Annotated in this window: 17 protein-coding genes; 9 read left to right on the top strand and 8 right to left on the bottom strand. The window is 64.1% G+C overall.

Going from position 1 to position 20,595, the window contains the following annotated elements; translation table 11 throughout:
- Window positions 1-37: 37 nt before the first annotated feature.
- From J8F10_RS35810 to J8F10_RS35800, 3 genes are all read left to right on the top strand, one after another.
- The gene (locus J8F10_RS35810) at window positions 38-556 is read left to right on the top strand and encodes a chemotaxis protein CheX (RefSeq protein ID WP_210662840.1); all 519 of its coding nucleotides are present in this window, start codon (window positions 38-40) and stop codon (window positions 554-556) included.
- Between the two features lie 462 nt (window positions 557-1,018).
- A complete protein-coding gene (locus J8F10_RS35805) occupies window positions 1,019-2,575 on the top strand; it encodes a redoxin domain-containing protein (RefSeq protein WP_210662838.1) in 1,557 nt (518 codons plus the stop codon).
- A gap of 244 nt (window positions 2,576-2,819) precedes the next feature.
- Window positions 2,820-3,329 (top strand): hypothetical protein, encoded by a 510-nt coding sequence (locus J8F10_RS35800; protein WP_210662836.1) that lies wholly within the window; start codon window positions 2,820-2,822, stop codon window positions 3,327-3,329.
- A gap of 154 nt (window positions 3,330-3,483) precedes the next feature.
- Here J8F10_RS35800 and J8F10_RS35795 read toward each other — a convergent pair whose 3' ends face one another.
- Window positions 3,484-4,581 (bottom strand): Gfo/Idh/MocA family protein, encoded by a 1,098-nt coding sequence (locus tag J8F10_RS35795; RefSeq protein ID WP_210662833.1) that lies wholly within the window; start codon window positions 4,579-4,581, stop codon window positions 3,484-3,486.
- A gap of 511 nt (window positions 4,582-5,092) precedes the next feature.
- Here J8F10_RS35795 and J8F10_RS35790 point away from each other — a divergent pair.
- The 5 genes from J8F10_RS35790 (at window position 5,093) to J8F10_RS35770 (ending at window position 10,189) form a co-directional block, all read left to right on the top strand.
- On the top strand, window positions 5,093-6,352 hold the full coding sequence (locus J8F10_RS35790) for a molybdopterin-dependent oxidoreductase (RefSeq protein WP_210662831.1): 1,260 nt from the start codon (window positions 5,093-5,095) through the stop codon (window positions 6,350-6,352).
- Window positions 6,353-6,451: 99 nt separating this feature from the next.
- A complete protein-coding gene (locus J8F10_RS35785) occupies window positions 6,452-7,228 on the top strand; it encodes a hypothetical protein (protein WP_210662829.1) in 777 nt (258 codons plus the stop codon).
- Window positions 7,225-7,914 (top strand): class I SAM-dependent methyltransferase, encoded by a 690-nt coding sequence (locus J8F10_RS35780; RefSeq protein WP_210662827.1) that lies wholly within the window; start codon window positions 7,225-7,227, stop codon window positions 7,912-7,914. The genes J8F10_RS35785 and J8F10_RS35780 overlap by 4 nt, the downstream gene beginning before the upstream one ends.
- A gap of 51 nt (window positions 7,915-7,965) precedes the next feature.
- Window positions 7,966-9,060, top strand: a complete 1,095-nt coding sequence (locus tag J8F10_RS35775; RefSeq protein WP_210662825.1) for a TlpA disulfide reductase family protein — start codon at window positions 7,966-7,968, stop codon at window positions 9,058-9,060.
- 229 nt (window positions 9,061-9,289) lie between these two features.
- A complete protein-coding gene (locus tag J8F10_RS35770; protein ID WP_210662823.1) occupies window positions 9,290-10,189 on the top strand; it encodes a c-type cytochrome in 900 nt (299 codons plus the stop codon).
- Between the two features lie 79 nt (window positions 10,190-10,268).
- On the opposite strand, the gene serS is transcribed toward J8F10_RS35770, so the two are convergent.
- From serS to J8F10_RS35735, 7 genes are all read right to left on the bottom strand, one after another.
- Window positions 10,269-11,564, bottom strand: a complete 1,296-nt coding sequence (serS, locus tag J8F10_RS35765; protein ID WP_210662821.1) for a serine--tRNA ligase — start codon at window positions 11,562-11,564, stop codon at window positions 10,269-10,271.
- A 91-nt stretch (window positions 11,565-11,655) separates the two neighbouring features.
- Window positions 11,656-12,150 carry a DinB family protein gene (locus J8F10_RS35760; RefSeq protein WP_210662819.1) on the bottom strand — a complete coding sequence of 165 codons (495 nt, stop codon included), beginning with the start codon at window positions 12,148-12,150 and terminating at the stop codon, window positions 11,656-11,658.
- A gap of 133 nt (window positions 12,151-12,283) precedes the next feature.
- Entirely contained in the window at window positions 12,284-13,432 is a 1,149-nt protein-coding gene (locus J8F10_RS35755) for a citrate synthase (RefSeq protein WP_210662817.1), read from the bottom strand.
- Between the two features lie 145 nt (window positions 13,433-13,577).
- Window positions 13,578-14,294 carry a 3-keto-disaccharide hydrolase gene (locus J8F10_RS35750; protein ID WP_210662815.1) on the bottom strand — a complete coding sequence of 239 codons (717 nt, stop codon included), beginning with the start codon at window positions 14,292-14,294 and terminating at the stop codon, window positions 13,578-13,580.
- A 227-nt stretch (window positions 14,295-14,521) separates the two neighbouring features.
- A complete protein-coding gene (locus J8F10_RS35745; RefSeq protein ID WP_246524767.1) occupies window positions 14,522-16,120 on the bottom strand; it encodes a hypothetical protein in 1,599 nt (532 codons plus the stop codon).
- A gap of 914 nt (window positions 16,121-17,034) precedes the next feature.
- Window positions 17,035-17,463: a hypothetical protein gene (locus J8F10_RS35740; RefSeq protein WP_210662813.1), complete on the bottom strand. Its 429-nt coding sequence runs from the start codon at window positions 17,461-17,463 to the stop codon at window positions 17,035-17,037.
- An 8-nt stretch (window positions 17,464-17,471) separates the two neighbouring features.
- Window positions 17,472-18,509, bottom strand: a complete 1,038-nt coding sequence (locus J8F10_RS35735) for an AAA family ATPase (RefSeq protein WP_210662811.1) — start codon at window positions 18,507-18,509, stop codon at window positions 17,472-17,474.
- A 211-nt stretch (window positions 18,510-18,720) separates the two neighbouring features.
- On the opposite strand from J8F10_RS35735, the gene J8F10_RS35730 reads away from it, so the two are divergent.
- Window positions 18,721-20,514 (top strand): ArnT family glycosyltransferase, encoded by a 1,794-nt coding sequence (locus J8F10_RS35730; protein WP_210662809.1) that lies wholly within the window; start codon window positions 18,721-18,723, stop codon window positions 20,512-20,514.
- Window positions 20,515-20,595: the final 81 nt, after the last annotated feature.

Genomic DNA, 20,595 nt, shown 5'->3' with positions numbered 1-20,595 from the left:
GCCGCGGGCTTTTCTGCCTCAACCCGGAGACGACTACATGGCACAGATTCTCGCTCCCACAATTGCGTTCCCGCCCGCCGTGAGTAAAGCCGTCGAAGAGGCCGCGACCGCGTTCTTCAAGACGTCGTGCAACATGACGCACGTTCCCAACGGGAAGGTTGATGAGGACGCCCCGAGCGCGGGCATCATGAGCACCATTTCGTTCATGGGCGACCCGCCGTGGGCCTTCGCACTGGCGTTCCCGGAGGAGTCGGCGGTGACGGTCGCGAAAGTGTTCGCCGGGTTCGAGATCGAGTTCGAGAGCCCCGACATGGGCGACCTGGTCGGCGAGATCGCCAACGTGATCGCCGGCGACATCAGCGCCCGCCTCGCGAAAAAGGGGATCAAGGCCGTGATGTCGCTGCCCACGGTGGTGCGCGGGGGCAGCGTCTCGCTGCTCGTGCCCTCCGGGGTCTCCACGACCCGGCTCGTGTTCTCGGGGCCGGGCGGCTCGTGCTGGTTCAACCTCGTGGGCACCCGCACCGACGGCCTCAACTTCCGGCGCCCCGGCGCCTGATCGAACGGGGCCGCGAACGAACTCTGTGATCGAAGACCCTCGACAACCCCAAGTGCGCGCCCCCGGGCGCGACCCGCCGGAGATCGTGACCACGAGCGGGCACCGCGCGATGGTCTCGGGAACGAGATCGGACCGCGGTGCGAGCGCCTACCCATCTGCCGAGCCGCGATACTTCGCCTCACCCGCCGGGACCGGCGGTACGCGGCCAGATTCACCGAGCACCGGAACCGGTGCGCGCCTCCCGACCCATCTGAACGCGCCCGCGCTAACACCTGCTAACATTTTTGGCCCCGAACGCTCCCGCGCAGCGCGAGTAACGCGCCCGTTACAGGGCTTCGGATTTTGGCGTTCGCCCCTCAGCCCGGGCGTCGCCCGGTGGCAGTCACCGCGAAAAGCGTGAAACGGGAACACGAGTACGACGTTTTCATGGCACCGGTTCCTTCCCTTCTGGAGCTGACGGCCATGCTGCGCGCACTCGCGATTGCTCTGGTGGTAGCGCTTGCCCCGAGCGCTGCGCTCGCGGAAGAACCCAAGCCAAAAGCGGCGGCCAACCCCACCGAACAGCTTCAAGGCACGTGGTTGTTCGATGAGGCGATGCACAAGAAGCGCAGCGAACTCGGGCGCGTGTGGGACTCGGTCGTCACGGTGAAGGGGGATGCGTTCACGCTCTCGCAGTTGATGGGTTGTAAGGCCGATCTGAAGGGGGCGCTGGTCTTCGACCCCGCGGACCCGAAGGCCGTAGACCTGAAGATCGCGGCCCTCGATCTCTCCGAATTGCTCCCGGACTACAAACTCTCCGCGGGCACGCTCCCGGCGATTTACAAACTCGATGGCGACCGACTCACGCTCTGTTTCCCCCGCGATTATAGGGGGAAGCGGCCGACCGCGTTCGCGTCGTCGGCCGAAACGTTCCTTGCCACACTCCGTCGCGCCCCGGTCGGATTCAAAGAGTTCCCGAAAGAATTGGTGCTGACCGTAACCCGACCGGACGGGACGCCCGCCGCGGGCGCGACGGTCGGCGGGTTCATGTACCAGCGCAACACCCCGGAACAGAAAAACGCGGCGCCGGTGTGGGAGTATTCCAACCCGGTTAAAACGGGGGCCGATGGCTCGATCACGATCAAAGCCGAGACCGTTCAAGGCGCACAGTTGGTTGTCCGCGATGCCGCGAACGGGACGATGGCGTTCGTGCCCGTGTCGCCGGCCAAGCGCGCGAACGGACAGTTCCGCGCGGCGCTCGCACGCGAGTGCAAAATTACCGGTACGCTCACCTGTGCCGAGTTGACAAAAGCCGGCCAACCGATCGGCCCGACGAACGTGTACCTGATGGCCGGTGGCACGCCGGTCGCGAGTTGGGGGTCGAAGGACGGCAAGTTCGAGTTCGTGGCCCCGCCGGGAAAGTACGTCCTGAACCCTTACGGGTCCGAGGTCGGGAGCGAATTCGTAGACGTCACCGTACCCGCGGATCGCACCGAACTCGCGCTCGATCCGATTCCGCTTTCGGCCCGCGCGTTCGCGCTCCTCAAGGGGCGCCCCGCGCCGGAACTGGAAGGCGTGGTGGCCTGGAGCGGTGAAAAGGTGACGTTCGCCGATCTGAAGGGCAAGTACGTCCTCCTGGAGTTCTGGGGCTACTGGTGCGGCCCGTGCGTCGGGTCGATGCCGGTGCTGATCGAGTTGCACGAGAAGTTCGCGGGCAAGGGGCTGGCGATCGTCGGCGTTCACATGGACATTGATGGCGAAGTGGACACGGTCGCCAAACTGGACGCGAGGCTCGCCGGGTACGTGAAGGACGAATGGAAGGGGAAGAAGATCCCGTTCCCCAACGCCCTGGTACCCGGAACGCGGGTCGGCACGGGCGACGACGAGAAGCGGGGCGGACCGATCGCGCAGTACGGCATTCAGAGCTACCCGACATGCCTTTTGATCGACCGCGAGGGCAAGGTCGTTGGCAAGTTCGGCGCTCGCGACATCAAACAAGCCAGCGCGGAAATCGAAAAGCTACTCAACCCGAAGAAGTAGCCCACCAGCGCAGCGCCGATAATGTGCCGGCCAGGGTCGTTGAGTTCTGGTAATTGCGTTTGCTCCACCCGCTCGTTAACACTCGCGGTTCGCCAAGAGATTCCCGGCGAACCGCGAGTGTTAACGAGCGGGTGGTACTTCCGCACACGAAAAGGCCCTGCGCGGCTGGCCAGATGAACTTGCGGCGCAGGTGCCCCGCCGTATAGCTTCCGCGGTCGTTCCATTCGTGACGCGGAGGTGTGCGATGGCTCTACGATCATGGGCGCTGGTAGCGGCGGTGGGTGGGCTCTTCGTCGGATCGGGGCGCGCTTCAGCAGATGATGCGCCGGCGCCGGACCTGAAGCCGCTCTCCGAAGCGGTCCGCAAGGTGGTCGAGAAGCACTACCCGAAGTGCAAAGTCACTCTGAAAGATCAGGCCATTTCCTTCGAGTTCAATACCCGCAAGTTCATGATCCACGAGCCACTACTGACCGGTGAGTGGCAGGATGCGTTCGAGGAAGTGGGGCCGCAAAAGGGCGGAGTCATGGGCGGTATCGTGCTGTGCTCCGGTAAGTACGGTGGCCAAGCGGCTGTACCACAGGCATTCGACAAGCGGTACTTCGTAACGCTCGTCCTTGCGCCTTACTCCAAGAAACTGGACGCTCACCTGTACACTCACATCAAGTACCCACCCGGAGCCCCCAAGGAGTTCGTCAAGGAGTTGAATGAACTCATCGACAACTTCGAGAAGCACGTTCCGGCGAAGGGCAAGTAGCCGCACATCCGCGAAGAAGAAGTCGAACAGGATCAGCCGCTCTGGGCGAACGGCCGGTGTGAGCCGGCCGGTGGAGTGCCCCAATCTGTCTGCTCACAACACGGCCAGGGAAGCAAATACAACTAGCCGGCTCACGCCGGCCGTTCGCCTGCTGTCACTTCACGTCCATCAGCACCCCGCCGGCGCGGGCCGAAGCGAGGCACGTGTCCATCACCGTCTGCGTCTTCAGCGCGACGTCGGGCCACATCGGGTCGACCTTACCCGACAGCACCAGCCCGCTGAACGTGCGGACCATGTTCGTTTCCTGGGCGTCCGGCGCGCCGTCACTGTACTCGGTCACCGCGAACCGGCGCGGGTGGCTCTCCCAGTGGTAGCTCGTGCCCTTCACGTTGAACACCGGGCGGTCGGCCACGAACTCGGCTTCGCACCCGTAGTAGGGCAGCACGAAGTCGCGCACCGCGATGCTGCCCTTCGTGCCACTCACGTGTGCCCACTGCTGCAGTTCGGTGTTGAACGAGCAATAGAAGGACGCCGAGACACCGTTATCCCAAAACAGTTCGCCGGAGAACTCCAGCGGCACCGTGGCACCGGCGGGGCCGTGTTCGGTGAGCATCCGGCCGCTCACCTTCGTGGGGAGTTGGTACTTCATCACGAACAGCGAGAAGCGGATGTTGTACCAGCCGAGGTCGCCAAGCGCGCCGAGCGGTTCGAGTGCGTTGCTGACGCGGATGTTACCCTTCAGGAAGTCGTCACCGGCCGCGAAGCTGAATTGAGTCGCGATGCGCCGGAGTTCCCCCACCGTTTCGCCGTCGTCGATCGTCGAGCGCAGCAGCGGCAGGCGCTTGCCGTGCATGAACATCACGCCGTCCATGAACTGCACTTTGCTCGCGTTGCAGGCGTCGATCATCGCCCGCAGTTCGCCCGCGTCCGGGCCGCACGGCTTCTCGCACAGGACGTGCTTCCCGGCGTTCGCGGCCTTCACCACCCACTCGCGCCGAATTCCGGTCGGGAGCGGGATGTAGACCGCGTCCACGTCCGCGCGCTTCAGCAGTTCGTCATAAGTACACGCGGTCGGCACGGTCGCGAAGGGGCACTCGGCCTGGTTCGCGTCGAGCCACTCTTTCGCGCGCGACGGTTCGCGGCTCGCCACCGCGGTGAGAGTCGCGTTCTCCGCGAACCGGATCGCCTTCCAGTTCTTGCGCGCGATGTTCGCCGCGCCCATGATGCCCCACCGACAAATAGACGACGCCATGTGCCAAACTCCGAATTGCGGTTACCGTAGTGAACAATCTACTGAGAAGGGCGTAGGCTTGGGGCCTACTTGCGGCTAGAGTGCGCGGGGGAAGTGACCCTTCGAGCTTGTGCGGAGCGGAAATGATTTTCCGCGGAAATCCGCAGCGCGTCCTCGAAATCGCTTGTGATCCTGTGTTCACTATGATATAATTCTGCGAGTAGCCGCGTGATGAGTGGAGCGGTGTGTGGTTGTAAGTTGGTGTCGCGCTACTGCAACACCCCATAAAGAAGCTCGGGGACCGCCAAAAATGGAGACATGTTAGCCTTTGTGGGTAACAGACGCAGACTTAGAACGCGCCTGATATTGTCTAAAGCCCAGAAATACCAGCAGTTGGCGCGTGCCGTGTCCGATCACTGACCCCACAGCCCCAAAATGTTAGCAATTGTTAGCCGACGGGTGTGCGATTACTGTAGCCTGCGTCCGGGTATCGAGATCATCGTTCCAACAATGCCCGTTTGTGAGGGGCGTCATGAGCGACGCGCGCGATTACTTGGCCGAGCACGATGCCCTCACGCGGCGCTTCTTCCTTCAGCGCGGGGCCACACTCGCGGTGGGTTCCGCGGTCGCGACGAACGCACGCGCGGCCGATCCGCTCCCCGCGGAACTCGCACCGATACTGGAGAAGCTCGAAAGTTACTTCACCGCGCCGTCCAAGTTTGAGGACGTTTCACGCGGGCGCCCGATTCCGCACACGCTGCCGCTCGACAAAAAGAAGGAAGTGGGGCTCACGCGCGAAACTTGGAGCCTCGAAATCATCGCCGACCCGGAGAACCCGGCCAAGCTCGGCAAGCAGTTCACGAAGAAGGACAATACCGCGCTCGACTTCGCCGCGCTCGTGAAACTCGGCGAGAAGCACGCGGTGCGGTTCCCCAAGATCATGACGTGCTTGAACCTCGGGTGCCCGCTCGGGATGGGCATCTGGGAGGGCGTTCCGCTGCGCACACTGGTGTGGCTCACGCAACCGAAAGAGAACCTGCGCCGCGTGTTCTACTACGGCTACCACAACGACGACCCGAAGCAGCAGTTCCGCAGTTCGCTCCCCGTTGGTCGCGTCCTCGAAGACTACGACGACCTGCCACCTGTCATCGCGTGCTACAAGCTCAACGGCGCGTGGCTCACCCCCGAGCGCGGCGCCCCGGTGCGGATTGTGGTACCCGAGCACTACGGCTACAAGTCGGTGAAGTGGCTCACGCACCTTGTGTTGAGCAACCTGTACCACGCGAACGACACCTACGGCACGCAGAACAACGACGTCGATAGTCCGATGAAGACGTTCGCCGCGACGCTGCACGTTCCCGCCAACGCGAAGGCGAACGCGCCACTGCCGATTACGGGTTACGCTCAGGCCGGCATTTCCGGGCTCTCGAAAGTTCAGGTGTGGGTGGCGCCGGTGGGGAAGGGGTGGAGCGCGGACGACCCGTACTTCACCACCGCGCCGTGGAGTGATGCGACTGTTCTTGCACCACCGAAGACGTGGGGCGGCGACCTACCCAACGACGCGATCCCGAAAGACACGATCGGTTTCGACGCGGCCGGCAAACCGAAGGCGTGGCCGATGCGCCTCGCGAAATCGCACTGGGCCGCACTGTTGCCGGGCTTACCCGCGGGAGAGTACACGCTCCGTTGCCGCACCATTGATGTGAAAGGCCAAGCACAGCCGATGCCGCGCCCGTTCAAGAAATCCGGTCGCTGCGACATCGAAGCCGTGAACTTCAGCGTTATCGCGTGAGTGGTCGTTGCGCGATTGGCGCGGGCGGCACTTCTCCTCGCCGCGCTTCGCCGTACCATTCACCGGGACGCCCGCTTTCTACCCCGCGCGTGACTTGCGGTGAACGATTCCCGTCCGTGGTGGCTGTGGCCGAACGTGCTGTCGCTCGACGCGCCCGCGGTCGCGGTTACGTGGCAAGTGTTCCTCGCGTCCGTCGCCGGGATCGCGGTGCCGCTCGCGGCGTCGGTCGTGTTGGCGCTGGTCGTTTGGGGCGCGTACCTCATCGATCGCGGACTCGATGCCCATCGGGGCGCGGACGGTTCGGACCGGCACCGCGCTGCGGGCCGGAACCCGATCGCGTGGATGCTGGGTGCGGTCGCGGCGCTGATTTCCGCGTTCGTAGTGGCGTTCACGGTTCTTCCGCGTGCGCACTTGACGGTGGGGTTCGTTGTTCTTGGCGCGACCATCGGCTATTTCGCCGCGGTCCACCTCAGTGGCGCCAAGAAGATACTCGGACGCGGGTTGAAAGAAGCATCGGTCGGTGTCGTGTTCGCCGCGGGGGTGGCGATTCCGCTCATTGCCGATGCAGAACCTTATGTGAACTGGCTGCCGGGCGTGGTCGCGTTTGCCGGATTGTGTTGGCTCAACTGTGCCCTCATTAGCCGGTGGGAAGACGGCGCGGATCGCGGGCACCCGTTGTGGCTCGCGGTCCTCGTTGGTGGACTCGCGGCCGGTGTTGCGCTCGGTGCGCCGATGCCGGTAGCGGTCGCAATTATTGCCAGCACTGTGGCGCTCGCGGTACTTCACTTACTGCGAGCACGATTCTCCGACCGGGCGAAGCGCGTACTGGTCGATGCCGTCCTGCTCACACCGATTCTCGTGGCGGTGGGACTGTGACCCCGCGCCCGTCGTTCGACCGGCTCGCGCCGGTCTACCGGACCCTCGAACGGCTCACGTTCGGCGGGCTGCTGCACTGGTGCCGAACGGCTCACCTGGACCACCTCCGCGGGTGCCGCCGGGCACTGATTTTGGGCGACGGCGACGGTCGGTTCCTCGCCGATCTCTTGCGCGCGAACCCGAACGTTGATGTGGACAGCCTCGATATCAGCCCGGGAATGATCGCGCTCGCGCGCCGCAGAATCGCGACGATTCCGGGGGCTGCGGCCCGTGTGCGATTCGTGGCGGCCGACGCCCGCACGGACGCGCTCCCCGCGATCGGGTACGATCTCGTCGTCACCAACTTCGTTCTCGATTGCTTCCGCCGGGCGGAACTCGCTGCTGTGGTGCGTCGCGTTGCGGCTTCGTGTGCAGCCGACGCGGTGTGGATCGACGGTGACTTCCGCGTTCCGCGAACGGGGTGGGCGCGACCCGTTGCGCGCCTGGCGCTCGCCGGGATGTACGCCTTTTTTCGGCTGGCCACGCGGCTACCCGCGGGCGCGCTCATCGATCCGGCCCCGCTCCTCGCCGCCGAGGGCTTCGGGTGCGTGAGTGAGGTGGAGCGGTTGAGCGGGTTCCTCTCCGCGCGCCTGTGGACCCGCGGTGGGCCGGTACCCGCTTTCGATCTTCCCCGGGTTCTCGCTTAATGTACACTTACTCGTGTCCCTCTCCCGATTTACATCACAAGGGGTGTCATCGTGCGTAAACTGTTCGCTCTTGCCGCGATCGCGGGGCTGGTTGCTCCCGTTTCGGGACAGGACACGAAGCCGAAGGCCGATCCGCCGAAGAAGCCGGAAGCGGTGCTCAAGGTCGGTGACAAGGCCCCGACGATCAAGGCCACCAAGTGGCTCCAGGGCGCCGAGGTGAAGGAGTTCGCCGCGGGCAAGACTTACGTGATGGAGTTCTGGGCCACGTGGTGCGGGCCGTGCATCGTCATGATGCCGCACATGGGCGAACTGCAAACGCAGTACAAGGACAAGGGCGTCACGTTCATCGGATTCAGCGCGAAGGACGCCAACAACCCGCTCGAAAAGGTGCAGGCGCTCGTCGAGAAGCGCGGCCCGAAGTTGGGCTACACCTTTGCCTTCGCGGATAACCGCGAGACCTACGATGCGTGGATGACGGCCGCCGGGCAGAGCGGCATCCCGTGCTGCTTCGTCGTCGACAAGGCCGGCAAGATCGCGTACATCGGGCACCCGATGTACTTGGACGTGGTTCTGCCGAAGGTCGTCGCCGGCACGTGGGCCGCGGCCGATCTCGAGGGCATCAAGGCCATCGAGGAGGATGTCAACGCGGTGTTCAAGGCGACCGGCGATAAAGACCCCGAGGCGTTCCTCAAGGCGCTAGGCGCGTTCGAGAAGAAGCACCCGGCGCTGTCCGCGATCCCGTACTTCCACAGCGCGCGACTCGGCTCGCTGGTGAAGTCGAAGAAGACCGAAGACGTGAAGAAGGTCTCCGAGGAGCTGATCGCGAAGGCGATCAAGGCCGACGACACCGGGCTGGTCAACACCGTGACCCGCACGCTGGTGCTATTCCCGGACGCGACCGCCAACAAGGATCTGCACCCGACCGCGCTGAAGGCGGCCGAGGCCGGACTGAAACTGGCCGGCGATAAAGATCCGGTCGCGCTGTTCTTCCTGGCCGAAGCCCATTTCCTCAACGGCGATAAGGCGAAGGCGAAGGATTTCGGTGCGAAAGCCGTGGCCAGCGCTGACGGGCCGTTGAAGCAAGACATCGAAACGCGCGTCAAGCGGTACGATGAAGAGAAGAAGGAAGAAAAAAAGGATAAGTAAAGAGAAGAAGAATAGGTAAGTTGTTGCGCAGTACCCCGTTGCGTGCTATAAACAACGGGGTTACTATTTACTCAGTTCTTGAGGAGCGCACATGGCCAGGCTCCGACCCGTTTGCGTACTCCTTCCCACTCTTCTGGCCTTTGTGCCGGCTTGTGCCAAGCAATCTCCCACGACAGCGTCAGCACCAATCTCGACGTCGGGGTTCGTCATTCCCCCGTCGTCGGGTCCGATGACGTTCGTTGAAATCGCCACCGATACCGCCCCCGCGCCGCGGGCCGTTCTACCGGCCGCGGAACCCATCGACGCGGGCGCCCCGAACGCGCTCAATGTACTCGCAATTGCCGGCGCGAACGAGGCGTGGACGTTCCAGCACCCGAGCGGCCGGCGCGAGCGCAACGAGCTCCACTTGCCCGTCGGCCGAGCGGTAAAGTTCTCCCTCGCGCGCGAAGGGGAAGAGGGCTTATCCGTTGGGGGAAACCAACTCGCAATACCGGCGTTCCCGTTCACGGTCGGGGACGGCCGCGACAAGACCGCCGCAATCAAGCCGATGCGCGCGGGTGCCTTCGGGCTGTGGAACTCGCGCGAGCGCATCGGCACCGCGTTCGTGACGGCCGCGGCCGAGTACGAGCGGTTCGCGAAGGACGGGGCCGCGAGCCCAGTCGTTCCAGTTCCAGTTCCCGCTCCCGTTGACGGAACGCTCGCTCTCAAGGGGCGGCAGCTTTTCCTGAAGTTTCAGTGCGTGAACTGCCATAGTGCAACGGCGACGGCCAAAGCGCCGCTACTCGAAGGTCTGTATGAAACGAAAGTGGCGATCAAGGGCGGCGGGACGCAACTCGTGGATGAAACGTACATCGTCGAGTCGATCCGCAAGCCGCGCGCGAAGGTGGTGGAGGGCTGGGACGCGGTCATGCCCGCTTACGATGCGGAACTGTTGAGCGACGCGGATCTGAACGCAATGGTCGCGTACATTAAATCGTTGAAGCGCGGTACGCAGCCGAAGGAACCGCCGGTTCCAGTTCCGGCGCCCGTGCCGGTCGGCTCGCCGGCCGATCCGCGCCGGGGGCCAGAAGAAGTAGTCGGCCGGCGCGAGTCGGCGGGCGAGAACGGCATTCGCCGGGCGCCCAAGTGACGGGTCGCGCACATCGAATTATTTAGCCATTTGCGCCGCGGATCGGTCCGCGGCGCGAACGTGTTCCGCACCTGATGGCTCACGCCTTTCGCGCAGTAATCACGTCCTTACCGACCCACGGGCGGAGCGCTTCGGGGATCACCACCGAGCCGTCGGCCTGCTGGTAGTTCTCCAGAATCGCGACCAGTGCCCGCGTACACGCGACGGCGGTGCCGTTCAGCGTGTGAACGAAGCGCGTGCCCTTGAAGCCCTTCCCCTTGTACCGGATGTTCAGTCGGCGCGCCTGGAAGTCAGTGCAGTTCGACGTGCTGGTGATCTCGCCGTAAGCCCCGCCCTCGCCGCGCCCCGGCATCCACGCTTCGAGGTCGTACTTGCGGTACGCCGGTCCGCCGAGGTCGCCGGTTGCGGTGTCGATCACGTGGAACGCCAGCCCCAAACCGTTGAAGATCTGCTCTTCGAGTGCGCGGATCTCTTGGTGGATCGCGTCGCTGTTCTCAGGTGTGCAGAACGCGAACATTTCCACCTTCGTGAACTGGTGGACGCGGTACAGTCCGCGGGTGTCGCGCCCGGCAGCCCCGGCCTCGGTGCGGAAGCAGTGCGACAGCCCGACGTAGCGCTTCGGCAACTCGGACTCGTCGAAGACCTTGCCCATGTGCATCCCGCCGAGCGTGATCTCGGCCGTCCCCACGAGGCACAGGTCCGTATCAGCGACGGTGTAGACTTGGCGCGTTTCCGGGTTCGGGTCGCGCGGCATGAAGCCGATGCCTTCCAGCACGGCGACGCGCGCGAGGTCCGGGGTGATGACGGGCGTGTACCCGGCCTTCACCGCGGTCTGCATCGCGTACTGCACGAGAGCGATTTCGAGTAGCGCGGCTTCGTTCTTGAGGAAGTAGAACTTCTGCCCCGCGACGATGGTTCCGGCTTCAAAATCGGCGAGGTCGAGTGATTCGCAGAGCGCGACGTGATCTTTGGCTTTGAAGTCGAACGTGCGCGGTTCGCCGGATTGGGTGACGACTTTGTTCGCGGCCTCGCCCCCGATCGGTGCATCCGGGTGCGTCATGTTCGGGATCTGGTACAGGTTCAGCAGCAGGTCGCCTTCGATGATCTTCAACTCGTCGTCGATGACGCCCACTTCCTTATCGATGGCTGCAGCCTGGTCCTTGAGGGCTTGCTTCGCTTCGGGCGTCTTGGCGTGAACGAACTGTGCGCTAATTGCGTTTTTCTTCGCCGCCGTTTCGCCGCGCTTCTGGGCGAGTTCCTTGCGCTTCGTCTCGAACGCGACCACGCGGTCAACGGGAACCTCGGACACGCCGCGGTTCTTACAGTTGGCTTTGACCGCGTCGGCGTTATCGCGAATGAATCCGGCGTCGAGCATGGTAGGGTTCCGTAAGGTGGGCGCGGCCCACCAGAAACGAAAAACGGTGGACCGTGCCCACCTTACAAGATATGCGGGGATCGCTCCGGGTTCACCAGATGGGCGCTTGGCCGAGCATCCGGCGAATCATCGCGATCTGCCCGCAGTGGATCATCTCGTGCAGCGGGGCGTAGCGCAGTGCCGCGATCCGCGTGTGGAACAGCGGGTGCGGTTTCAGCGGCGGCAAATCGAGGTCCGCGTCCGGGTAGCCCGCCAACTCTTCCAGCACGCGGGCATGAACGCGATCGTAGACGGCGCGGATCTCTTCAGCGGTGTAGCCGGTCACGGCTGCGGGCAGTGATTCCCGACTGAATACCTTGAGAAACCCGTCGGGGATCAGCACCTCATCGCCTGTCGTGCGCACGCGGAGCCGCTCGAGGCAGAGCCGGTACTCGGACGACGCCGTGTGCCCGACCTGCCACGCCATGTGCGAAACGCCACCGGGCGGGACCGTGAACCAGTCCGCGAGCGGAACCGTATCGACGCGCTCGCGCGTGTAGCGCCGGGCGAAATCGATCTGTTCGAGCGCTTCTGACAGACGAGACATGGCTCGGAATCCTGCGAGCGCCCCGGCGAAACGCGATCGGGGCGAATTCCTTCGTGAATGAACCCCGCCCGCAAGAGCGGTGGGTTAGTCTGGCCACGACCCGCCGCCCTTGCGGGCGGGGTTCACTGGATCATCACGCGCGCTGTTCGAGCGGGACGTACTTCACGTCCGTCTTGCCGATGGAAATCTGTTCCGGGCGGAAGATGCGGTTGCCGACGAGCTGTTCCGTCCAGTGCGCGAGCCACCCCGCGACGCGGGCGATGGCGAAGATCGGCGTGAACACGTCGGTCGGGATGCCGAGCGCCTGGTACACCACGCCGGAGTAGTAGTCCACGTTCGGGTAGATGCCCTTCGGCCCGTAGATGCCGGCGCAGATGCGCTCCAGTTCGAGGGCCGTTTCGTAGGCCTTCGGCCGGCTCGTTTCGGCGAACACGTGCTCCGCGATCTCCTGCAGCACGGTCGCGCGGGCGTCCTTCACCTTGTACACCCGGTGCCCGAGCCCCATCACCTTGTACTTCGGGTCCACGGCGCGCTTGGCCTCGATCCACGGCTTCGCTTTTTCGGGGCCGCCGATCTCCTCGAACTGCCGCAATGCCTCCTCGTTCGCGCCGCCGTGGAGCGGGCCGGACAGCGACCCGATCGCGGACGCGATCGTCTGGTACGGCGTCGCCAGGGTGGACCCGGTGACGCGCGCGGTGAACGTGCTCGCGTTCATCTGGTGCTCGGCGTGCAGGATCAGGCACGCATCGAGCACCTTGCGGGTGGCGGGCGACGGCTCCTTGCCGAAGAGCATGTAGTAGAAGTTGCCGGCGTGGTCGAGGTCGCTCCGCGGGTCGATGATTTCTTCGCCCCGGCGCGTGCGGGCGAACGCCGCGACGAGCGTCGGCATGGCCGCGATCAGCCGGCACGACGCTTCCCAGTTCTTGGCCGGGTCGCCCACGGTGTGCGACGGGTAGAACATGCCCAGCGCGGCGACGGTCGCGTGCAGCGCGTCCATCGGGTGCCCGTCGGCCGGCATGCACTTGATGAGGTCTTTGAGTCGGAAGTGAATGGCCCGGCGCTGGCGCAGGTCGTGATCGAACTCGGCGAGTTGCTTTTGCGTGGGCAGATCGCCCTTGATGAGCAACCACGAGACTTCCTCGAAGCTGCTCTCCTTCGCGAGCACCTCGACCGGGATGCCGCGGTACTCCAGCACCGCTTTCTTGCCGTCGAGGAAACTGACCGCGGATTTCGCGGCCGGAACGTCCTCAAGGCCCGGTTTGTATTCGACTTCGGTGCTCATGACGGTCTCGATTGGCGGCGGGTGGGATGCGTACTGGAAATGTATGGCGGGCGGGGGTCAGGGGTCAGGGGCGAGGGCGGATGGAAAAAGTCGGGCCGATCCGAGGGTTTTCCCCCGATCGGCCCGATCTCCCATCTCTCGTACCTTACTTCTTCGGGGTAATTTTGATGTTGCGGAACGCGACGGGGCCGTGGTCGCCCTGGAACATCAGCGGGCCGGTTGCGTGTTCTTTACCGGTCAAACCGCCGGGCGTCTGCTGCTTCATCTCGACGTTTTCGTGAAGGACCGTGCCGTTGAGCGTGACTTTGACGAACTTCGCGTTCGCGGTCTTCTTGTCGCCCTCGAACTTGGGCGCCTGGAACTCGATGACGAACTTCTGCCACTCGCCCGGCTTCTTGCTCACGTTCTTCTTCGGCGCTGCCGCACTATAGAGCGCGCCCAAATCGCCCTGCGTGAGTTTGTCGTCCGGCTTGCCGTAGCTGTCGAGCACCTGCACCTCGTACTCGCCCATCAGGTAGATGCCCGAGTTCGACCCCTTCGGCACCATGAACTCGAGTTCGAGCGTGAGGTCGCCGAACTTCGCTTCGGTGTAAATGTCGCAGCCGCCCTTCATGTTTACCAGCACTGTGTCTTTGGTGACCGTGTTGGACACACCTGTGTGAGCGAGTTGCGACGGGTTCTTCGGGTCGAGGTCCACAGCACCGAGCGCGAGCGCCTCCCACTTGTTGCTCTTTTCGTCCTTGAGTTTCCAGCCCTTCAAATCCTTACCGTTAAACGGTTCGATGGGCTTGGGGTCGGCCGCGCGCGAACCCGGGAGCAGCGCCAGTACGACCGCGAGGGCGGTTACGAACGAACGGACCATGAGGCACCTTGCGAGAAAGGCGGATGAGGCGGGAGGAGACGTGAGGGAGATGGTACACCAGCGCGCGGAAACGGACCAGGGGTTGAAACCCCTGGCTATTACCGGTGACCCCTTCGGGGTCAGCAAGAAAACGTCACGTGCGTTGTCTTCGGACCCCAACGGGGTCACCGGTAATAGCCAGGGGTTTCAACCCCTGGTGTTTGTTGGGCTTGGCATTTCGCCAAGCATCATCCCGCCCGGCGGACCGGGAGCGGGTACTCCAGGATTTCCTGGAGCAGTTCCAGCTTGCTCGGGCGGGCGAGCAGCGGGACCAAGTTCGGCAGCGCGTAGTAGTCCCCGTTGAACTGGTAGGCGTCCACCGCGATCCCCGCCTTCTTGCACTCGTCTTCCAGTTGCGTGGTCGCCCCCGAAACTTTCACGAAGCAAATAGTGGGATCGGTCTTCAGTTCCTCGCGGTACTTCAACAGCGCTGGCACGAACCGCGGCTCCGCGTTCTCGCCCTCGTCCGTGACGACGACGATCTGCTCGACCCGCTGCTTCTTCCGGCGCAGCTGGTCGATGCCCACCCCGACCGAGGTGTTACCCCCCGCCGTGATGCCCGTCAGTGCCCGCTCCCACGCGGACAGTTCCGGCCCGGCCGATTCGACCGGGTACGCGATCGAGTCGAAGGCGTACACGAACAGCTCCTTGTCCGCGACCGCCGCCAACAGCGACCCGAGCCGCTTACCGATCTCGATGGCCTGGCTCATCGAACCGGACTTGTCGATCAGCAGCGCCGTCGGCCGCGCGATCCGCCCGCGCGCCTTCACCTGCGAGTCCGCGACCGCTTCGAGCTTCTGCCGAACCGCCGCGCTCACGGGGACCGACTCCAGCGCTTTCTCGGCCTTGAACGCGCTGACCCGGGTCGCCGTCTTCGCGGACTCCAGCTTCGACTCGATGAGTGCCTTCACGCCGGTGTCCTCGAACGCGCCGCGCTTGCGGAGCATGTCGAGGTTGTTGATGACCTCCTGCGGTGACATCCGGCCCACGAGCGCCGTCAGCACCTTCGGGTTGACCGCCTTCACCAGCCCGATCGCCACCCGGAACGGGATGTTGTGGATCGCGATGAGTTTGGCCTGCTCGTCCGCGGTCTCGGCCTTCGCCAGATCCTTCAGGCCCGCGAGCTTCGACCCCTCCGGCGGGCGCTCGTCGAACAACACGGCCTGCGCACGCGGACCCGGCTTGACGTGCAGAAGCGCGTAGAGCCGCTTCAGCGTCTTGCGCGCGGTGATCGCGGTGGAATCGAACCAGTCGGCGTCCGCCTCCCGCTCGCGCAGGTAGCGCACGACCTCCGTCTTCAGCGACCGCGGCACGTTGCGGAACAGCCCGAAGGTGTCCGTGAGCGTAACCGTTCCGCCTTCGGCGAGCTTCGGCTTGCCCGGCTTCTTGCCGCGCGACGCCTTCCGGTCGATCTTCGGGCGGAACGCGGTCGCCGGCACGTCGTCTGGCTTGCGGTCCACTTCGATCGCGACGTCTTCCTTGCGACCGTGGATGAAGTCGATGACGCGGCCGACCTGGTACGGCGGCAGCTCACGCAGCATCGCCAGACCGGTGTCGCGGTGGCCCGGGAAGTCGCTCAACGCGAGCGTGACGATGAACATTTCCTTGTGGTCGCGCACGTCGCCGTGGTCCGCGTACCACGCCGCGAGGCGCACGTAGAACCGCGGGTCCTGCTTCACGAGTTCCGCGTGCAGCGGGTGAACCAAGCCCAACCGCCGGTGCGGGCAGGTGAGGAGGCTGTTCAGCATCGACAGCCGCAAATCCGCCTCGGTCTTCGTCATCGTCATGTGAGAGCCTCCTTCTAACTCGCTGCGTGTCAACGAAAACGGCCGCTGACGCGGCCGTAAGAGATCCACCCGTACAAGTTCCACCGGCGAGTCCCGTGAGGGACACTTTGCTCCTCGCGGAGCGGCTGCCTTCGACCACTCGGCCACTCCACCGTCAGAGGTGGAGGTGGGATTCGAACCCACGAATCGGTTGCCCGATTGCCGGTTCAAGACCGGAAAAGTGTGTACGCCGTTTGAGATCGGATACGGGTTGGTTTCAGTGATCGAAAAATATCGTCCGTACAAGTTCGGGAAGCGGTTCAACTTTTTATTCAGTGCGTTTGCCATTTCGCCACATCGCCCGTGCCCGGGCGACGGCGGGACTCGAACCCGCATACGCTTTCGCGTGCTGAAACTTAGGGTTTGTACGCTTTCCTTGTGGGGTACGGACAATCTCTGAAGTAATCACAAAATAAGCCCGCACGAGTTCGTGAAGCGGTGAAAACTTGATCCGAAGCTCCACCCACTGAGCTACCTCACGCTTTTGAGGGCGTGGGGGCAGGAGTCGAACCTGCGACCGTCGGGTTAACTGTTTGTACGCTTCCACAGTGGGGTACGGGCTGTACCCGAATAAGTGCAAGTGAACACCGCGATCGCGCCGCACGAGTTGTGCGAGCAATTGGCACTGAGCGCTCTACCACTGAGCTACCCGCCCGTAAGTGGACGGAACAGGAGTCGAACCTGTGACCTCTCCCTGAGCAAGGGATTGTGTTTGTAAGCTCGTCGCGTTGGGTGCGACCCGCTCGTGGCGTTCGGGATAATGGACAGGGAAGGGCGGGGGAGGTTCGCGAAATTCTTGGCGGTGGCGTTTCGTCGCGGTGGAAGTCAATCGGCTTGCGACGTGCCGTTCGCAAAATCAACTGAGCGACGGTGCCTCAGTCGCTCTCAATGTAAACGATCGAGCTTTCGGTCAGCCGCGCGCAAATGAATTCCTGAATAGTCCAGGCACAAGCCAAACACTCCTCAATCGTCGAGCCCGTGACGTGTTGTGCGAGGTCCGACTCGCTCACGGTCGTAAATGCCCGAGCAATATCTTCTGCATCCACGGATTGAAGGGGGACAACGCCCGCTCCGAGATTTGCCCAACCGGTTAACGTGTTCCACTCGGATGCCACGCGCGGGACGGATTCTCCGCCGCTTTCCCGCCACGCACGATCAAGAACTGCGTGGAATAGCGGGGAGATGTAACAGTCACTCACCGCGAGTCGGTCCACCCAAAAACCGTTCGTGGGTGGACCGTAGAAGATCACGCCGGAGTAATCACCGTAGTGGTAGCCGTGAGCGAACGTGGTGACTTCGGCCATGCGCGTTCCTATGCGTCGCCGAGGTATTCCGGTACCTTCGTGCGCAGGTGCTCGATTTCCTGGTGCGTTTCGCCGAGGTAGGCGAGCAGGCGCAGGTCATCTTTCGTTACCGCGCCGCCGCTGAACAGCCACGACCGCACGCGGAACAGTTTGTAGAGCTTCACCAGTTTGCGGTCGCTGATGAAGATCTTGTCCTCGCGCACGAGCGTCTTCACGAGGCGCTGGAACTCCTTGAACACGTCCGCCGGGAAGAACCGGTGCCGGTCGTTCTCCTCCTCCCCGCGCCCGTCGCCGGTCTTGCGCGAGAACAGGTGCGTCATGTACCGGTTCGCCTTCAGGAAGTCGTCGAGCGTCGCGTGTCCCTCGACCCACGGCTTCTGGTTCAGCCCCTTGTACGCTTCGCCCTGCAGACCCGCGTCAATGAGTTCGGAGAAGTATTCCTCCTGCACGCTGCGGCTCTGCACTTTCAGCACGAAGCGGTCCTTGAGGGCCGCGAGTTCGCCCTGTTCGGGGATCTCGTTGGTCGCCGCGAACATGATCCGCAGCGGCACCGGTTCGGGCTTGCCCTCCTGGTAGAACTTCCGCTCGTTGATGATCGTGAGCAGGATGTTCAGGATGGCGGAGTTCGACTTGAAGATTTCGTCGAGGAACACGAGCTTCGCGGTGGGCAGCTTGCCGTCCTTGCGGCGGATGTACTTCCCGTCGCGCAGTTCCTTGATGTCGATGGCGCCGATGATTTCGCTCGGCTCGGTGAACCGCGTGAGCATGTACTCGAAGTAGTCGCCCTGCTCGATGCCGAGCGCGTCCTTGAACTTCACCACGATGTCGGACTTCGCGGTCCCCGGCGGGCCGATGAGCAGGAGCGGCTCCTGCGCGACACCGGCCACGCACATCAGGTCGATGATCTCTTGCTTGTTCACGAAGAACCGGCCGAGCGACTCGCGGAACCGGTTGATCCGCTTGCGGATCGTTTCGGCTTCGGCTTGCAGGTCGCCCAGCGAGAGTTCTTCGGGGTTCACGGACGGAGCTTTTGTGGCAGGCGGCATAACGGGGTCGGCTTCCTGAAATAAATGAGGTGAATTAACAGTGCCCGCGGGCACTGGCTCGGTTCGCACGGGTTCGTGATTCTAGTGGAATGATAAGTGGTTTCGCGCGCGGTGGGAAGCTCGGAGGGCGGCGCGATTCGGGTTGACGGTTTCGGCCCCAGGGTTTATCGACTTCGGTTCCGAGCGCAGTTGCAACAATGGGGCCGTGCCGATGGTGCCAAGTCTGAACCCGATCGCCGTGCGGGTGCCCGCCGGGGCGACGGATTCGTTCGCGGGGAAACTTACCGACCGCGCCTGTAAACGGATCGCGCTCGGCTTGATCCTCGCGTCGGTCGTGTTCCACCTCGTGTACCTGGCCTTCAACTGTCCGCTCGATCTATCGCCCGACGAGGCCCACTACTGGCAGTGGTCGCGCCACCTCGCGTGGAGCTACTACAGCAAGGGGCCGCTGGTCGCGTGGCTGATCCGGGCTTCGTGTGAACTGTTCGGCCCCGCGAGTGAGGCGCTCACCGGGTCTCTGATGCTCGCCGTGCGCCTGCCCGCGATCGCGTGTCACGCGGCGCTCCTCGCGGGGTGGTACGTCCTGACTGCTTCGACGCTCAAGAGCCACCGCGCCGCACTCGCTACGGTCGCACTCGCAATGACGCTCCCGCCCGTGATCGCGGGCGCGGTGCTAATGACCATCGACCCGCCGTTCCTGGCGTGCTGGTGCTGGGCCGCGATCGGCGTATGGAAGGGGTTGGAGAGGGGGGAACTTACCCCCCCCGCCCCCCTCCCTGAAGGGAAGGGGGAGAAGGAATTATCGACTGACGTAGCCGCACGCACAGAGAAATCGCGCGCCTGCTCCCCCTTCCCTTCAGGGAGGGGGGCCGGGGGGGTAGGTTTCCCCCTCCCCTGGTGGTTGCTCGCCGCGGTCTGTTCGGCACTCGGGGTGCTCGCGAAGTACCCGATGGTACTGCTCCCGTGCGGGGTGTTCGGTTACTTGTTGTTCACGCGGCGCGACGAGTTGAAGCACCCCGGTTTTTGGGTGTTCGCGCTCGGGTCCGCTGCGGGGTTGGTACCGGTCCTGTTGTGGAACTGGGCGAACGACTGGGTGACGTTCCGGCACGTCGGCACGCAAGCCGCGGGGACCGGCGGGAGCGGCATCCGCTGGTTCGGTCCACTCACGTTCGCGGTCGGTCAAGCGGGTTTCTTAATTGGCGTGTGGTTCACAGTGTGGGTCGCGGCCGCGTGGCGCGCCCGGCGCGCGGCGGACCCGGCGGTCGCGTTCCTGTGGTGGACGTCGGTGCCGGTGTGGTGCGTGTTCGCCGTCGCGAGCTTCAAAGCGTCCGGGCAGATCAACTGGCCCGCCGCCGCTTACGTCACCGGGTTCGTGCTGTGCGTCGCGTGGGTGCGCGACCAGCTCGGGGGGCGGAATCACAAGTTCGTTGCGCGCTTCGTGAGTGGTGGGGTCGCGGTCGGCCTCGCGCTCTCGACCCTCGTGCATTACCCGGGGCTGATGCGCTCCGCGCTCGCTTCGGCTGCGGGGCCGCCGACGGAAAAAGACCCGACGCCGATCCGCAAACTCGACCCGACCGCGCGCCTCCGCGGGTGGAAAACGCTCGCACGCGAGGTGGACACGATCCGCGCGCGCATTCAGGCGGAAACGGGCGAGGAGCCGCTCGTGGCCGGCACCGTGTGGAACGTGCCCGGGGCACTCGGGGTGTACTGCACGGGGCACCCGGAGACGTACTCGTTCGGGCTGGCAATGGCCGACCGGCACAGTCAGTACGACGTGTGGCACCCGAACCCGCTGGCCGACGCGCAAGCCTTCCGCGGGCGCACGTTCGTGTTCGTGGGGGACGGACTCCCCGCCGACGCCGGGGTCTTCGGGCGGGTGGAACTACCAACTTTAGTAGTTCACCGCGAAGAGGGCGTTCCGGTGGCGGTCTGGTGGGTGTGGGTCGGGCACGATTTTCGGGGTTTTCCCGATAAACCGCTCTGGCCCGGGCGCCCACGCTATTAACCCGCGCACGCGGATAACAATAAAGCGGTGATTGCCGTGGGCACTGTGGGAAACTGGGTTGTTTCGTGCGGATCTTGCACC

Source organism: Gemmata palustris, assembly GCF_017939745.1.
Taxonomy (GTDB): Bacteria; Planctomycetota; Planctomycetia; order Gemmatales; family Gemmataceae; genus Gemmata; species Gemmata palustris.
This window is presented reverse-complemented; position numbering and strand designations above follow the sequence as displayed.

What these genes read in the sequence shown, in the direction of transcription:
- serS (WP_210662821.1), bottom strand. Translation starts at nt 11,564, where the DNA reads ATGCTCGACGCCGGATTCATTCGCGATAACGCCGACGCGGTCAAAGCC.
- J8F10_RS35795 (WP_210662833.1), bottom strand. Translation starts at nt 4,581, where the DNA reads ATGGCGTCGTCTATTTGTCGGTGGGGCATCATGGGCGCGGCGAACATC.
- J8F10_RS35745 (WP_246524767.1), bottom strand. Translation starts at nt 16,120, where the DNA reads ATGACGATGACGAAGACCGAGGCGGATTTGCGGCTGTCGATGCTGAAC.
- J8F10_RS35805 (WP_210662838.1), top strand. Translation starts at nt 1,019, where the DNA reads ATGCTGCGCGCACTCGCGATTGCTCTGGTGGTAGCGCTTGCCCCGAGC.
- J8F10_RS35740 (WP_210662813.1), bottom strand. Translation starts at nt 17,463, where the DNA reads ATGGCCGAAGTCACCACGTTCGCTCACGGCTACCACTACGGTGATTAC.
- J8F10_RS35755 (WP_210662817.1), bottom strand. Translation starts at nt 13,432, where the DNA reads ATGAGCACCGAAGTCGAATACAAACCGGGCCTTGAGGACGTTCCGGCC.
- J8F10_RS35800 (WP_210662836.1), top strand. Translation starts at nt 2,820, where the DNA reads ATGGCTCTACGATCATGGGCGCTGGTAGCGGCGGTGGGTGGGCTCTTC.
- J8F10_RS35770 (WP_210662823.1), top strand. Translation starts at nt 9,290, where the DNA reads ATGACGTTCGTTGAAATCGCCACCGATACCGCCCCCGCGCCGCGGGCC.
- J8F10_RS35790 (WP_210662831.1), top strand. Translation starts at nt 5,093, where the DNA reads ATGAGCGACGCGCGCGATTACTTGGCCGAGCACGATGCCCTCACGCGG.
- J8F10_RS35810 (WP_210662840.1), top strand. Translation starts at nt 38, where the DNA reads ATGGCACAGATTCTCGCTCCCACAATTGCGTTCCCGCCCGCCGTGAGT.
- J8F10_RS35760 (WP_210662819.1), bottom strand. Translation starts at nt 12,150, where the DNA reads ATGTCTCGTCTGTCAGAAGCGCTCGAACAGATCGATTTCGCCCGGCGC.
- J8F10_RS35750 (WP_210662815.1), bottom strand. Translation starts at nt 14,294, where the DNA reads ATGGTCCGTTCGTTCGTAACCGCCCTCGCGGTCGTACTGGCGCTGCTC.
- J8F10_RS35735 (WP_210662811.1), bottom strand. Translation starts at nt 18,509, where the DNA reads ATGCCGCCTGCCACAAAAGCTCCGTCCGTGAACCCCGAAGAACTCTCG.
- J8F10_RS35730 (WP_210662809.1), top strand. Translation starts at nt 18,721, where the DNA reads ATGGTGCCAAGTCTGAACCCGATCGCCGTGCGGGTGCCCGCCGGGGCG.